The following is a 15,761-nucleotide window of genomic DNA, read 5'->3' as shown; positions in this document are numbered from 1 at the left end:
ACGCCGGGCAAGGTCGGCATTGTTGTTGAGATTCATATCAGACGGCCTCGAGCTCGCTCATAAATGCCCGCAGCTCATCGAAATCGGCTGCGTCGGTAGGTGTGTAGCCTTCAAGCGAAGTCGCATAGGCCTGCAGGGTCTCGGCCTGGAACAGCAGAACCAAGGGCGCGTTCATGTCCAACTCGGCATGGATGCGCGCCGTGACCTGGGTCGCCAGCAACGAATGCCCCCCGAGCTCGAAGAAGTTGTCGGCCATCCCGACCCGCTCAAGCTTCAGCACGTCCGCCCAGATCGCCGCCAGCTTGTGCTCCAGCTCCGTCACTGGTTCAACGTAGAGTTGCTGGCCGTCGCTGGCATCCGGCGTCGGCAGCGCCTTGCGATCCAGCTTGCCATTGGGCGTCAGCGGCAGCGTCTCCAGGAACACCCACTGCGTCGGCAGCATGTATTCCGGCAGGCTCGCCTTGAGCGCCAACTTCAACACTTCACGCAGGGCGCTGTGATTCTCGCTCTCCAGAACCGCGACATCCTGTGGCACTACATAGCCCACCAGTTGCTTGCCACTCGCGTCGTCACGGGCCAGTACTACCGCTTCGCGCACGATTTCCTGCTCCAGCAGGCGTGCCTCGATCTCACCCAGCTCGATTCGAAAACCGCGAATCTTCACCTGTAGATCAACACGCCCCAGGTAGTCCACCAGGCCATCGGCACGCTCTCGAGTCAGGTCGCCGCTGCGATAGACCCGCTCGCCATTGCCATACGGATCCGGAACGAAACGTTCGGCGGTCAATGCTGGACGGCCCAGGTATTCCCGCGCCACGCCTTCTCCGCCCAGGAACAGCTCGCCCGCCAGGCCCTGTGGCAAAAGATTGAGGTCGGCATCCAGGATATAGCCACGGCGTCTGCCGAGAAGGGTTCCGATCGGGGCATAGGCCGCACCGCAGGGTTCTTGCGGACGCGCCTTCCACAGCAGCGGGGTGACCACCGTCTCGGTCGGGCCGTAGCCGTTGAACAGGTAGTCCGGCTGCAGGCTTTCCCAGGCCAGCTCGTAGCTGGCCTGGGGAACCGCGTCACCACCGAAGCAGTAGATGCGCACAGGCGGCGGATTTCCATCACGCTCGGCGTACTCAGCCAGTTGCTGCAGATACACCGGTGGGAATACCCCGATCGTCACCCCATGACGGTGCATCTGCGCATAGGTTTCCTCCGGCAACCACAGACTGTCGTCACGCACCAGCACGCGCGCGCCGTTGATCAGCGGGTGCATCCAGCCCTCATGGGCGCCGTCGAAGGCGAACGACATGAAATGCAACTCGCAATCCGCCGGGCTCGTCTCGTAGCGCTCGCCAGTCGCGCGGATATGCGACACCAGTGGCCCGTGGGATACCGCCACGCCCTTGGGCAGACCGGTCGAACCGGAGGTGTAGATCACGTAGGCCAGGTTTTCCTCGGCCAGCGCCACCACAGGCGCCCAATCCGGACGATCCTGCCATTGGCCTGGGTCGTCCACCGCCAGGCTCGCCAGGCCGGCAGGTAGCGGCAGGCGCTCGAGCACGTCGAGCTGGCTCAGCACCAGGGCCGCGCCGCAGTCCTCCAGCATGTAGCGCAGGCGCTCTGCTGGATAGGCGATGTCCAGCGGCACGTAGGCACCGCCGGCCTTGAGCACGGCCAGGAAGGCCACCATGATTTCCGCCGAGCGGCGCATGGCGATGGCCACCCGAACCTCAGGCCCCACGCCCAGTTCCACCAGACGCTGGGCCATACGGTTGGCCTGGCTGTCGAGTTCGGCGTAGCTCAGACGCTGCTCGCCGAACAGCACCGCGATGGCTTCCGGCACGCGTCGCGCCTGCTCAGAGATCAACTGATGAACGAACGGTTGCTTCGGATAGTCCAGCCCAGACTGATCCCAACGCTCCAGCAACAGATCCAGCTCGACAGGCGCCAGCAGCGCCAGTTCGCCGACACGCTGCCCCGCCTCCCGGCAGATAGCCTCCAGCAGGTTGCGCCAGTGCAGCGCCAGGCGCTCCACCGTCTCCCGTTCGAACAGGCTGGTGGCGTAGATCAACGATGCGCTTAAGCCATCGCCGCTTTCGTAGGTATCCAGAGTCAGATCGAACTGCGCCGTGGCACTGCTGCGCCCCAGCACCTCCACGCACAGCTCCGGCAGTTCCAGCGTTGCATCCTTACCCGCACTCTGGTGGTTGTACATCACCTGGAACAACGGACTGTGACTCAGGCTGCGCTGTGGCTGCAGCGCCTCCACCAGTTGCTCGAACGGCAGATCCTGATGAGCCTGCGCTTCTAGTGCAGTGCGCTTGACCTGCTGCAACAAGGCATCGAAGCGGGTATTCAGGTCGAACTCGGCCTTCAGCACCTGGGTGTTGACGAAGAAGCCGATCAACCGCTCGGTCTCTACTCGCGTGCGGTTGGCGATCGGTACGCCGACACGGATGTCGCTCTGTCCCGAGTAACGGTGCAGCAGCGTCTGGAAGCTGGCCAGCAGCAACATGAACAGGGTAACCCCCTGCTCTTGCGCCAGACGCTTCAGCGACTGGCACAGCTCATCACTCAGCTCGATATTCAGGCTGGCGCCGGCATGGTTCTGCACCGCCGGACGCGGCCGGTCAGTCGGCAATTCCAGTACCGGCTGTTCGTCACCCAACTGCGCCTTCCAGTAGCTCAGTTGCCGCTCGCGCTCACCAGCTTCCATCCAGTTGCGCTGCCAGATCGCATAGTCGGCGTACTGGATCGGCAATGCCGGCAACTCCACGGCCTGCCCCTGGCGATAGCCCTCGTAGAGAGCGATCAGCTCATCGACCATCACCGGCATCGACCAGCCATCGGAAACGATGTGGTGCATCGTCAGCACCAGCACATGATCATCCGATGCCAGGCGCAGCAGCTTTACCCGCAGCAGTGGGCTGTGCTCCAAGTCGAAAGGTCGCTGAATCTCTGCCTCGACCCGAGCCTGGATATCGCCCTCATCCTCCAACGCATCGCAAGGCAGTTCGAACGCGATATTCGGCTGAATCACCTGGATCGCCGTCTCTCCCTCCTGACGGAAACAGGTACGCAAGGTTTCGTGTCGCTCGATCAGGTGCTCGAAGCTGCACCGCAGTGCCTCGATATCCAGATCACCCTTCAGGCGCAACGCCGCAGGAATATGGTAGGCCGCACTGGTAGGCTCCAGTTGCCAGAGGAACCACTGGCGCTGCTGCGCGTAAGACAATGCCAGCGGTTTATCCCGCGCCACGCGCACCAGCGCTGGCGCACTGGCACCCGCTGCCTGCTCGATGTTCGCCATGAAATCAGCGAGCTGCGGCGCTTCGAACAGGCTGCGCAGCGGCAGGTCGATGTTCAGGGCATGGCGAACCCGGGAGACCACCTGAGTCGCCAGCAAAGAGTGACCACCCAGTTCGAAGAAGTCGTCGCTCAGGCCAACACGCTCCAGCTTGAGCACGTCCTGCCAGATGTCGGCGATCCGTTGCTCCAGCTCGCTGCGTGGTGCCACGAAGGCTCGCTGCGATTGGCTGGCGTCCGGTTTCGGCAGCGCCTTGCGATCCAGCTTGCCGTTCGGTGTCAACGGCAGCGCGTCGAGGAACAGCCACTGCTGCGGCACCATGTATTCCGGCAGCCGCTGGAGCAGCCCTGCGCGCAGGCTGTCACGCAGCGCTTCCGCCGACAGCTCTGGCGAGGCCGGCACCACATAGCCCACCAGGGCCTTGCCGGTTGCACTGTCGTAGACGTCGACCGCAGCATCGCGCACGGCGTCCAGCTCCAGCAGGTGGGCGGTGATTTCGCCCAGTTCGATACGGAAACCGCGCACCTTGACCTGATGGTCGCCACGCCCCACGTATTCCAGCAGGCCATCGTTACGACGCCGACCGAGATCGCCGGTGCGATACAGACGCCCTCCCGACTCAACGGCGAAAGGATCTGGCAGGTAGGCCACGGCCGTACGTGCCGGGTCACCCAGGTAGCCACGACCGACCCCGGTGCCCGTCACGCACAACTCGCCCACCGCGCCAACAGGTACGGGCAGCAGGTCACCGTCGAGCAGGTACAGGCGGTTGTTGTCGGTCGGGCTGCCTATCGGCAGACAGACGCCATGCGTGGTGTCCATCTCCACGCGGTAAAGCGCCACGTCGTCCGAGCATTCGGCCGGGCCATAGGCGTTGACCAGGCCTATATCCGGGTAACGCTGCAACCAACGTCGGGCCAGTTCCGGGGGCATCGCCTCGCCAGTGGGCAGCAGCCAGCGCAGGCTACCGAGGGTGACCTGCGGCTCGTCCAGTAGCCCCTGAATCAGCGACGGTACGCTTTCCAGTACGCTGATGCCCGTCTCATGGACATGGGCCAGCAGGGCCGCCGGCTCCTGAGCGATGGCCTGCGGCACGATGTCCACCCGTGCGCCACATAGCGCCGCAGTGAGGAACTGCCAGACCGAGATATCGAAGCTCTGCGAAGCGGTCTGGGCGATGACGTCATGCTCGTCCAAACCCAGGTAAGGCAGCTTGCTCAACTGGTTGTTGAGCATGCCGCCCTGCTCCACCAGTACGCCTTTCGGCGTGCCGGTGGAACCGGAGGTGTAGATCACATAGGCCAGGTGGCGCGCGCCGACGTAGATGTGCGGGTCATGTTGCGGGCCTTCGCCCGCCTGGACGTCCTCCCATACCAGCAGACGCGGCACGCTGCCGGCCGGCAACAGCTCGAGCAACTGACGCGCGCGCTCGACGCAAGCCTGGCTGCAGAACAGCACCGGCGTGCGACTCAGCTCCAGCAAGCGCAGCAGGCGTTCGTCCGGCAGGTGCGGATCGAGCGGCAGATAGCCGGCGCCGGCCTTGAAGCTGCCGATGATCATGCCGAGCAGCGGCAGATCGCGTTCAGCCAGCAGCGCGACGGGCTGGTCGATCTGCACACCGGCCGCGATCAGCGCATGGCCGGCGCGATTGGCCAACTGGTTCAGTTCGCCGTAGCTCCAGCGCCGATCCAGGCAGGACGCAGCGATGCGCTCGGCATGGCGCGCCACGCTGGCCTCGAACAGGCGCACGTAACCCTGCTCCAGCGGGTAGTCGCACGCGGTCTGGTTGCAGGCTTCGAGCAACTGCTGGCGGTCGTCCTCGGAGAGCAGGCGCAGAGCGGTGAACTCGTCGTGGAAGCCACTGACCAGGGCATCCAGGGCGACCTTCATGTCGCGCAGCAGGCGGTCGATGGTCGCCTCGTCGAAGTAGCGCTGGTCGTAGGACAGGTGCAGGCCCAGCTCGTCGCCCGGGTAGATCACCACTGTCAGCGGGTAGTTGGTGTGGGTGCGGGCGCTGTCGGCGATCGCACTGAGCTCCTGCGCGCCACTGACCACCGAGCTTTCCAACGGTGCGTTCTCGAACACGAAGAGGCTGTCGAACAGTTGCTGGTTGCCGCCGATGGCGCTGCACGCCTGGATCTTCAGCAGCGGCAGGTGCTCGTGCTCGCGCAGGGCCAGGTTGTGCTCGAACAGCGCCTGCAGCCACTGGCGGACACTGCCGGACTGCGGCATCCGCACGCGCAGCGGGATGCTGTTGATGAACAGGCCGACGGTGTCCTGCATCTCCGGGCGGCTTACCGGGCGGCCGGCCACGGTGACGCCGAACAGCACGTCGCTGTCACCGCTGTAGCGCTGCATCACCAGGGCCCAGGCGGCCTGGGTGAAGGTATTGACCGTCAGTTGATAGCGCTGGGCCAGCTCGCGCAGCGCGCGGCCTTCCTCAGCCTGCAATTGCAGGTAGCGGTCGCCGATTTGCGACTGCCCGCCCTGGCGCTGCGGCATACGGTCGTAAGGCAGCCAGGTCGGCTGCTCGACACCTTGCAGCTCCTCGCGCCAGGCCTGGATCGCCGCCTCCTCGCCCTGCTCCTGCAGCCAGGCAATGAAGTCACGGTAGCGCGCGGCAGGCGGCGCGATGGGCTTGCCCTGGTACAGGGTGAAGAAGTCCTGCAGCAGCAGCGAGCGGCACCAGGCATCGATCAGGATGTGGTGGTTGCTGAGGATGAACCAGTATTGCTGCGGCGCACGGCGGATCAGGCGCAGGCTGAAAGGCGGCCGCGCCAGCAGGTCGAAGCCCTGCTGGCGTTCCTGCTCCAGCAGCCGTTGCAGGTCGGCCTCGTGCTGCTCCAGCGGACGCCCGCTCCAGTCCAGGTAATCCAGGCGCAGCGGGACCTGACGGTGGATGATCTGCAGCATGTCGCCATGGGCGTCGAGGTCGAACGAGGCGCGCAACGCATCGTGGCGCTGGATCACCGCTTGCCAGGCACTGCGGAAGCGTTCCAGGTCGATGTTGCTGTCGATGCAGTAGCGATCCTGCATGAAGTAGATGCCGGAATGCGGCTCCAGCAGTGTGTGCATAAGCAGCCCCTGCTGCATCGACGACAGCGGGTAGATGTCCTCGATCTGCGCCACCGGTACGGGCAAGGCGTCCAGGCGCTCCTGGCTCAGGCTGACCAGCGGGAAGTCCGAGGGTGTGGCGCCGGCACCGATGTTCTGCACGCAATGCTCGATCAGCGCCGCCAGTTCCCGGCGGTAGTCCTCGACCAGGCGCTGCACGGTCGCCTCGGCGAACATCTCGCGGCTGAACGTCCAGTGCAGGCTCAGTTCGCCGCCATAGATCTGGCCCTCGATGCTCAGCCAGTTGGCCAGCGGCGCCTGCTCGTCCTGAGCACACCCTGGGGATTCGCTGGCCGGGACGAACAGCGCACGCTGGTCGAACTGGCCATCGAACTGGCCGAGGTAGTTGAAGGTGATGCGCGGCTGCGCCAGCGCGGCCAGTTCGGCCTGTACCTCGGCAGCGCCTAGGTAGCGCAGCACGCCGAAGCCCAGGCCTTTGCTCGGCACCGCGCGCAACTGTTCCTTGATCGTCTTGATCGAGCCGGGCAGATCGCTGCCGGGGGTGAGCCTGACCGGGAACATGCTGGTGAACCAGCCAACGGTACGGGTCAGGTCGATGCCCGCGAACAGCTCTTCGCGGCCATGACCTTCCAGTTGCACCAGCGCCGAGTCGGCACCACTCCAGCGGGTGACGGCCCGCGCCAGCGCGGTGAGCAGCAGGTCGCCCACCTGGGTGCGGTAGGCGCCGGGGGCGTCCTGCAGCAACTGACGGGTCGACTCGCCGTCGAGGGTCAGGGTGATTTTCTCGGCCTGGGCATTGCGCAGGCTGCCCTCGGGGTTGTCGCAGGGCAGATCGCTCGGCGCGTCGGCCAGGGTCTGCCGCCAGTAGTCCAGTTCGCCGGCCAAGCTGGGCTCATGGGCGAACGCCTGCAGGCGCGCCGACCAGGCCTGGTAGGAACTGGTCTTGGCCGGCAGGGCGATATCCGCCTCGCTGAACAACGCCTGCAGGTCTTCCAGCAGGATGCGCCAGGACACGCCATCCACCACCAGGTGATGGATCGCCAGCAGCAGGCGCTGCGAGCCATCGGCCATGTCCACCAGCACCGCCCGCAGCAGCGGCCCCTCGGCCAGGTTCAGGCTGCGTTGCGCCTCGTCGCAGATGGCCGCCAGCGCCTCGCCGTTGGCCGCCTGGCAATGCCAGAACGGCGCGGGCAGCGGTAACGGTGCATGCACTTGCTGCCAGCCTTGCGCGCTGTTGGTAAAACGCAGACGCAAGGCATCGTGCTGCTCGATCAGCCGCGCGATCGCGGCCTCCACCTGCGCCGCTTGCAGAGGTGCGCGCGGTTTGAGCAGCAGCGACTGGTTCCAGTGCTCGCGGCGGGCGATATCCTGCTCGAAGAAGCCATGCTGCACCGGCGTCAGCGCCACCTCGCCGACGACCGCGCCCTGCTCCAGCGGGGCGTCGTCGCCGACCTCGGCCACCGCCGCCAGGCTGCGCACCGTCTGGTAACGGAACAGATCCTTGGGGGTGAAGCGGATGCCGGCCTGGCGCGCCCGGCTGACCACCTGGATGGAGACGATGGAGTCGCCACCCAGCTCGAAGAAGTTGTCGTCGCGGCCGATGCGCTCGCGGCCCAGCACGTCTTGCCAGATCGCCGCGAGGCGCTGCTCGATCTCGTTCTGCGGCGCCACGTATGCGTGCTGCGCCATGCTGGCGTCGGGCCGTGGCAGCGCCTTGCGTTCCAGCTTGCCATTGGCACTCAGCGGCATCCGCTCAAGTGCCAGCCACTGCGTCGGCACCATGTATTCCGGCAGGCTCGCCGCCAGGTGCGTGGCCAGGGTTTCGCGCCAGCCTTGGCTTTCCTCGGCCAGCACCACATAGCCGACCAGTTGCTTGCCATCGACCGCCAGCACCGCCGCTTCGCGCACCTGCGGGTGTTCCAGCAGGCGTGCCTCGATCTCGCCCAGTTCGATACGCAGGCCACGCAGTTTGACCTGGTGGTCGATACGCCCGGCGTATTCGATCACCCCGTCAGCCCGATAACGGGCCAGGTCGCCGCTGCGGTACAGGCGCTCGCCCGCAACGAATGGGCTGGCGACGAAGCGTTCGGCGGTCAGCGCCGGACGTTGGTGATAACCACGGGCCAGGCCCTGGCCGGCCAGGTACAGCTCGCCCAGCACACCCACCGGCACCGGCTCGAGGTTGCCGTCGAGGATGTAGCAAGCCAGGTTGGCAATCGGTTTGCCGATCGGCACCGCGTCCTTGCCCTCCTCCACGCACGTCCAGTGGGTGACGTCGATAGCCGCTTCGGTCGGGCCGTAGAGGTTGTACAGCGCCGCCTGCGGCAGCTTGGCGAACACCTGCTGCTGGGCATCGGCTGGCAGCGCCTCGCCACTGCAGACGATGCGTTGCAGGCTGCTGCAGGAGGCGACGTTTTCGTCCTGCAGGAAGGCCTGCAGCATCGACGGCACGAAGTGCAGCGTGGTGACGCTTTCGCGGTTGATGGTTTCCACCAGCTTCGCCGGGTCGCGATGATCGCCCGGTGCAGCAACCACCAGGCGCGCACCGGTCATCAGCGGCCAGAAGAACTCCCACACCGAAACGTCGAAGCTGAACGGCGTCTTCTGCAACACCGTATCGCCGGCGCCCAGGCCATAGGCCTGCTGCATCCAGCACAGGCGGTTGGTCAGTGCCGAGTGACGGTTGCCGGCGCCTTTGGGCTTGCCGGTAGAGCCGGAGGTGTAGATGACGTAAGCGAGGTTTTCGCCATCCAGCTCGACACCCGGATTGTCTTCGCCATAGCCGTGCAGCCAGTCGCCGGCCTGATCCAGGTCGATACGCTGCACGCCCTCGGCCAGCGGCAGTTGCAGGTGCGACTGGCACAGCAGCAGCTTCACGCCGCTGTCTTCGAGCATGTAGGCCTGGCGCTCGATGGGGTACTCAGGATCAACCGGCACGTAGGCACCGCCGGCCTTGAGGATCGCCAGCAGGGCGACGACCATCTCCACGGAACGCTCCATGGCCACGCCGACCAGGCTGTCCGGCCCCACACCTCGCTCGATCAGGGCATGCGCCAGGCGGTTGGCCTGGCGGTTCAGCGCGGCGTAATCCAGGCGCTGCTCGCCGAAGGCCAAGGCCGGCGCCGTCGGCGTGCGTGCAGCCTGTTCCTCGAACAACTGGTGCACGCCGCGTTGCAGCGGGTAGTCGCTGGCGGTGGCGTTCCAGCCCGCGATCAGCAGATGGCGCTCGCTGTCGTCGAGCATCGGCAGCTCGGCGAGGCTGCGCGCGGGCTGCGCGACCATGGCCCGCCACAGGTTGCCCAGGTGGTGCGCCATGCGCTCGATGCTGGCGGCATCGAACAGATCCTCGGCGTAGGTCAGCGCCGCGTGCAGCTTGCCGCCGCGCTCGTAGGTATCCAGGGTGAGGTCGAACTGGGTGGTGCGGCTGCGCCAGTCGATCAGGCTGAAGGTCAGCCCGGACGCCGTTTGCAGCGCGCTGATATCGGCCACCTGCGGCTGGTGGTTGTACATCACCTGGAACAGCGGGTTGTGGCTCAGGCTGCGTTGCAGATCGAAAGCCTCGACCAGGCGCTCGAAGGGCAGTTCCTGATGATCCTGCGCGCCCAGGGTGATCTCGCGGATGCGCTGCAGGTAGGCCTCCATTCCGAGCTGCCCATCCAGACGCAGGCGCAGCACCTGGGTGTTGACGAAGAAGCCGATCAGCCCTTCGGTTTCGCTGCGGGTGCGGTTGGCGATGGGCACGCCGACGCGGATGTCCGCCTGCCCGCTGTAGCGTTGCAGGAGGATGCCGAAGCTGCCCAGCAACAGCATGAACAGGCTGATGCCTTGCGCCCGGGCCAGGCCACGCAGGCCCTCGGCCAGCTCGGCATCGACGGCGAACTCATGGCGTGTGCCGCGATGGCTGGCCACGGCCGGGCGTGGTCGGTCGGTCGGCAGTGCCAGCGGGGTGTGGTCATCGCCCAGGTGCGCGCGCCAGTAGTCCAGTTGCCGCGCCTGCTCGCCGGCCTCCAGCCAGCGGCGCTGCCAAAGGGCGTAGTCGGCGTACTGGATTGGCAGCGCCGGCAACTCCATCGCCGCACCCAGGGCGTGGCCGTCGTAGAGACGGGCCAGCTCGTCGATCAACAGGTTCATCGACCAGCCATCGGCGACGATGTGGTGCAGGGTCAGCAGCAGTACGTGCTCGTCGTCGGCCAGGCGTAGCAGACGAATGCGCAGCAGCGGCCCGTGCTGCAGATCGAAGGGCAGCCAGGACTGGCGCTCGGCCTCCTCACGCACACGCGCCTCGCGCGCCGTTACGTCCAGCGCGCTCAGATCCTCGTGCTCGATCAGCGGCGCGTCCGCCAGTGGCGCCAGGTACAGGCTGTCGTCATCCCGACGGCGAAATACCGTACGCAGGGTTTCATGACGAGCCACCAGATCGGCGAAAGCACACTGCAACGCCGACTCGTCCAGCGCACCGCGCAGACGTACCGCACACGGCAGGTTATAGGCGCCACTCTGCGGCTCCAACTGCCAGAGGAACCACATGCGCCGCTGGGCGTAGGACGGCGCGTCGCGATCCTCGGTTGCCACTCCAGCAGGGATCGGCAGCAGGGAGAAATCGACCCCTTCCTCGCGCAGCCCTTCGAGAAACAGCCTGCGTTTTTCCAGCGGCAGCTCGATAAAACGACGGGCCAGCATCAGGGACTGTTGTGCATTCATCTCGTGTCATCCGTATTCGTGGGGCGTGAAGCCGGTTCGCGCTATAACCAGCAATACGAACGAGTGGAGGATGGAATTAGCCGGCTAAATCCGTAGATGGGCACCTCGTCCCCTGAAGAACATCATCGTCATCGGGGGATTTTCCATGTCCATCGCCAGTGCAGTCCGCACCCTGGCTCGCCGCGTCGGGCTCGCCCGGCCCAGCGCCTACCGCCTCTTCGACGTGCGCCTGGAACGGCGCATCGTCCTCAGCCCGGCACTGACCCGCTTCGTCTTCAGCGGCCCGGAGGTCGATCAGATGCGTACCCTCGCCCCGGATCAGCGCATCAAGGTGCTGCTGCCCGCACCAGACGGCAGCCTGCCAAGCCTGCCGACACAAGGCGACTGGCACGCCAACCTGCGTGCCCTGGAAAAGCCTCGGCGCCCTCCCATGCGCACCTACACCATTCGCGAGCTGCGTGCGGAGGCCGGTGAAATCGACGTGGACTTCGTCCTGCATGGCGAGACCGGCCCAGCCTCGGCATGGGCCACCCACGCCCGCCCCGGTGATCGGGTACAACTGGTAGCGCCCAACGCCGCCTATCATGGCGACCCTGGCGGCTACGAATGGCGACCACCAACCGCCGTGCGCCATGTGCTGCTGATCGGTGACGAGACCGCGCTGCCGGCCATTGCCGGCATCGTCGAGCAACTGGCCGAGCGAGAGGACGCACCGGTGGTACAGGCCTTTGTGGAAATCCCCACGCAGCAGGACGCCCTACCACTGCCCTGCGGCCCGCTGACCCGCCTGCACTGGCTGCCACGCGCAGGCACCAGTGCCGGGCATGGCGACAGGATGCTCGAAGCCGCTTGCGAGCTGGCCACCCTGCCCAGCTCCGCACCCCGCGAGAACGGCCGGCCGCCCCTGAGCCAGGTGGACATCGACAGGGAACTGCCCTGGGAGCTGGCCAACCCCATCGACACGGCGTTCTACGCCTGGGTCGCCGGCGAGTCGGCGGCAGTGATGGCGATTCGTCGCCTGTTCGTCGGGGAGTTCGGCCTGGATCGCCGCAGCGCCAGCTTCATGGGCTACTGGCGCCAAGGCAAGGTACTGGGCTAGCAGGCCATGTAGCGGAGTCGTCGAGCACTGCATCAACAGTGCTCGGCAACCCCGCCGCGAACCGGTACGAGCCGCGACGACAGGCGCTCGATGATGACCTGCAATACACGCAACTCACGCTCATGAATGAAGAAGTGTCCGCCTTCGAACATGCTCAGAGAAAAGTCCGAGACGGTTTCCTCGCCCCAGGCCTGCAACTGCTCCATGCTGCTCCTGTCAGACTTGCCGCCCAGGACATGGATCGGTAGCTCGAGAAGCGGCCGCTGCCGGTAGCGGTAACGACCACACATCAGGAAGTCGGCGCGCAGGATCGGCAAAGTCAGATTCATCAGTTCGCGGTTGGCCAGCACCTCTTCCGAGGTGCCCTGCAAATCGCGTAACTCAGCGACCAGCTCTTCGTCGCTCTTGGCCTGCGTATAACCCTTCTCGTAGTCCTCGCGCCGGGTCGGTGCTGCAGTACCGGAGGCGAACAGCATGAGCGGCGGCGGACAACCCAGCTCGCGCAGGGCGTGAGTCAGCTCGAAGGCGAGCAAGGCGCCCAGGCTGTGTCCGAACAGGGCATAGGGGCGACGCAGCTCCGGCATCAGCTCCTTGGCCAGCTGCCGGGCCAGGGCGCACATGTCGGTCTGCAGCGACTCACCGAGACGAGAACCCCGCCCCGGCAGTTCGACCGGTCGTACCGCCAGCCAGTCCGGCAGCTTGCGCCGCCAGCGGCTGTAGACCATGGCGCTGGCACCGGAGTAAGGCAGGCAATAGATATCCACGGCGCCCACACTCAGTTCGCCAGCGCGCCTTCACGCTCGCGAGCCATCTCATCCATTTTCTTGCGCAGGCTCAAGGGACGCATGTCGGTCCACACCTCTTCGATGTAGGCCAGGCACTCCTTCTTGAAACCGCTCTTGCCGGCGGCACGCCAGCCCTTGGGGATTTCCTTGTAGTCAGGCCAGATCGAGTATTGCTCCTCGTGGTTGACCACTACCTGGAAGATGATGTCGTCGCGATCGAATACCGAGTTCATGTTTTTCTCCGTGAAGAGCCCGTATGGGCGTTCGCTTTCAAGACGGTTGGGTAGCGGGGAAAATTAGCCCTTGCGGCATCACCTTCGCGAATGGCCTTGCCTTGACCCTTTTTCGAAGCGCCAGAATGGCCTTTTGAAATTCAATCGTTTACAGAGAGAGCGGAGAAAAGGGATAAAACCCGAATAGCGCCGTTCCTTCTTTTAGAATCAGAGGATTGGCGGGCAGAGTGGCTACTTCACTGCCGTGTAGGCAGCTTAGAAATGCCAGTCGCGGCCGCAGGCATAGAGCGTGGTCTTCACTGCCGTCTAGGCAGCTCGTAAATTGCCATAAACAGCCAGCACTAGGCCGGGTACGGTACGCCGGAGCTCCTGTAGGGTGTGCCGTGCGCACCACCAACCCTCCATAGGAACCCCGTGCGCACGGCGCACCCTACGGAACTCAAGCCAGCGCTGCCTTTACCGCACGACTGAAGATCCCCGCTACCTCGTCGATCTGCTCGGCGGTGATGATCAGCGGCGGCAGGAAGCGCACCACGGCGCCATGCCGGCCACCCAGCTCAAGGATCAGGCCACGGCGCAGGCATTCACGCTGAACGCGCGAGGCCAGTTGCCCGTCGGCAGGGGGATGGCCCAGCGCATCCGGCGCGCCATCGGGGTCGACGATTTCGACGCCAAGCATCAGCCCTCGCCCACGGATATCGCCAAGCTGCGGATACTGCCGTTGCAACTCGCGCAGATGCCCGACCAGGCGCTCGCCCATGGCCGCCGCATGGCTGGGCATATCCTGCTCATCCAGGTAGCGCATCACCGCCGAGCCGGCCGCCATGGCCATCTGGTTGCCGCGGAAGGTGCCGGCATGGGCGCCGGGCTGCCATTTGTCCAGCCAGTCGCGATAGACCATCACCGACAGCGGCAGGCTGCCACCGATGGCCTTGGACAGCACCACCACATCCGGCACGATGCTGGCGTGTTCGAAGGCGAACATGCGCCCGGTGCGGGCGAAACCGCTCTGGATCTCGTCGAGGATCAACGGGATTCCGGCCTTGGCGGTAATTTCACGCAGGCCGCGCAGCCACTCCAGGTCAGCGGGGATCACCCCGCCCTCGCCCTGCACCGCCTCGACCACCACAGCGGCCGGCGCTTGCACGCCGCTCTCCGGATCGCTCAGGAGGTTTTCCAGATAGCGCAGATTGGCCTGCACGCCGGCCTTGCCGGACAGTCCGAACGGGCAACGGTAATCGTAGGGGTACGGCAGGAACTGCACGCCATGACCCAGCAAGGCGCCCAACGGCGTCTTGGCCTTGAGGTTGCCCATCAGACTCAGCGCCCCCTGACTCATGCCGTGGTAGCCGCCCTGGAAGGCCAGCACCGTGCTACGCCCGGTAGCGATACGTGCCAGTTTCAGCGCCGCTTCCACCGCGTCGGTGCCGGTAGGCCCGCAAAACTGAATCTTCGCCTGCCTGGCAAAGGATTGCGGCAAGGCCGCGAACAGATCCTGGACGAAGCGATCCTTGACCGGGGTGGTGAGATCCAGGGTGTGCAGCGGCAGCTCGTCGACCAGCACCTGGCGGATCGCCTCGATCACCACCGGGTGATTGTGCCCCAGCGCCAGCGTGCCGGCTCCGGCCAGGCAGTCGATGAAGGTACGCCCTTCCACATCCTCTACATGGATACCGCGGGCACGCTTGAGCGCCAGCGGAATACGCCGTGGATAACTGCGCGCATTGGACTCCTGACGTGCCTGTCGCTCCAGCAGCGGCGACTCGGTGAACTCGTACAGCCCTTCGGCCTCTTGCAGCGGTTGTTGCTCGATAACGCTGGCGGCGACATTCATGATGTCTCGAACCCTCGGTGATGTGGCACAAGCCACGGCAGACGGATGACCGAAACGCATACGGTGCATTTCGATTGGCACTGCAATGAAAACGCAGGAGGGTTGAGCGGATTTATACCTGGGGTGGTGTTTCGACCCTTTTTTCTGGGCCTTTACAGGGTGCCCATGAAATCAAGCACTTACGTAGGCGTATAGAAAAAGGGGGAAAATCCGGAATATAGCCTTCCCCCCTTCAAGATCAGTGGGTTGGCGAGTAGAGTGGCTACTTCACTGCCGTGTAGGCAGCTCAGAAAACGCCAAGCCATCGGCTGACCCGGAAGCGGCGCTTCACTGCCGTGTAGGCAGCTCAGAAAATCCAGCCCCTTGAGTGAAAACCTTCGTGATTCTTCACTGCCGTGTAGGCAGCTCAGAAAAGTCAGCGCCAACCTTATCAAAAAGAGCACGGCTTCACTGCCGTGTAGGCAGCTCAGAAATGAACCCGATCAGGTTTGCGCCCAGCGTTGGGCTTCACTGCCGTGTAGGCAGCTCAGAAACAGCTCAGCGTTGTTCTGCAGCAACTGTTCGACTTCACTGCCGTGTAGGCAGCTCAGAAAGTTCAGGTAAGCGCTTACCGCCCCCTGGCTAACTTCACTGCCGTGTAGGCAGCTCAGAAAACGTCGCTGCCGTTCCGCGAGCAGAACGAGTTCTTCACTGCCGTGTAGGCAGCTCAGAAAACTGATGGTGGCCATCAAGAACA

5 protein-coding genes and 1 CRISPR repeat array (1 of these 6 cut by a window edge) are annotated in these 15,761 nt (G+C 64.9%); of the genes, 1 reads left to right on the top strand and 4 read right to left on the bottom strand.

Annotated features, from left to right (window positions below):
• Window positions 1-37: 37 nt before the first annotated feature.
• Complete coding sequence (locus tag C7A17_RS20130) at window positions 38-11,074, bottom strand: non-ribosomal peptide synthase/polyketide synthase (RefSeq protein WP_106739696.1); 11,037 nt, start codon at window positions 11,072-11,074, stop codon at window positions 38-40.
• Window positions 11,075-11,219: 145 nt separating this feature from the next.
• Here C7A17_RS20130 and C7A17_RS20125 point away from each other — a divergent pair, with 145 nt between their 5' ends.
• Window positions 11,220-12,173, top strand: a complete 954-nt coding sequence (locus C7A17_RS20125) for a siderophore-interacting protein (RefSeq protein WP_106739694.1) — start codon at window positions 11,220-11,222, stop codon at window positions 12,171-12,173.
• A gap of 32 nt (window positions 12,174-12,205) precedes the next feature.
• Here C7A17_RS20125 and C7A17_RS20120 read toward each other — a convergent pair whose 3' ends face one another.
• The 3 genes from C7A17_RS20120 to C7A17_RS20110 form a co-directional block, all read right to left on the bottom strand.
• Window positions 12,206-12,946: a thioesterase II family protein gene (locus C7A17_RS20120; RefSeq protein ID WP_106739691.1), complete on the bottom strand. Its 741-nt coding sequence runs from the start codon at window positions 12,944-12,946 to the stop codon at window positions 12,206-12,208.
• A 2-nt stretch (window positions 12,947-12,948) separates the two neighbouring features.
• A complete protein-coding gene (locus tag C7A17_RS20115) occupies window positions 12,949-13,191 on the bottom strand; it encodes an MbtH family protein (protein ID WP_106739689.1) in 243 nt (80 codons plus the stop codon).
• Window positions 13,192-13,630: 439 nt separating this feature from the next.
• Window positions 13,631-15,025, bottom strand: a complete 1,395-nt coding sequence (locus tag C7A17_RS20110) for an aspartate aminotransferase family protein (RefSeq protein ID WP_106739687.1) — start codon at window positions 15,023-15,025, stop codon at window positions 13,631-13,633.
• 265 nt (window positions 15,026-15,290) lie between these two features.
• Window positions 15,291-15,761: a CRISPR direct-repeat array (repeat unit 28 nt; unit sequence CTTCACTGCCGTGTAGGCAGCTCAGAAA); it runs 37 nt beyond the window's last position.

The sequence above is a fragment of the Pseudomonas mendocina genome (genome assembly GCF_003008615.1).
GTDB lineage: Bacteria > Pseudomonadota > Gammaproteobacteria > Pseudomonadales > Pseudomonadaceae > Aquipseudomonas > Aquipseudomonas mendocina_C.
Note: the sequence above shows the minus strand (reverse complement) of the source record. Positions and strands in the feature narration are given on the sequence as shown.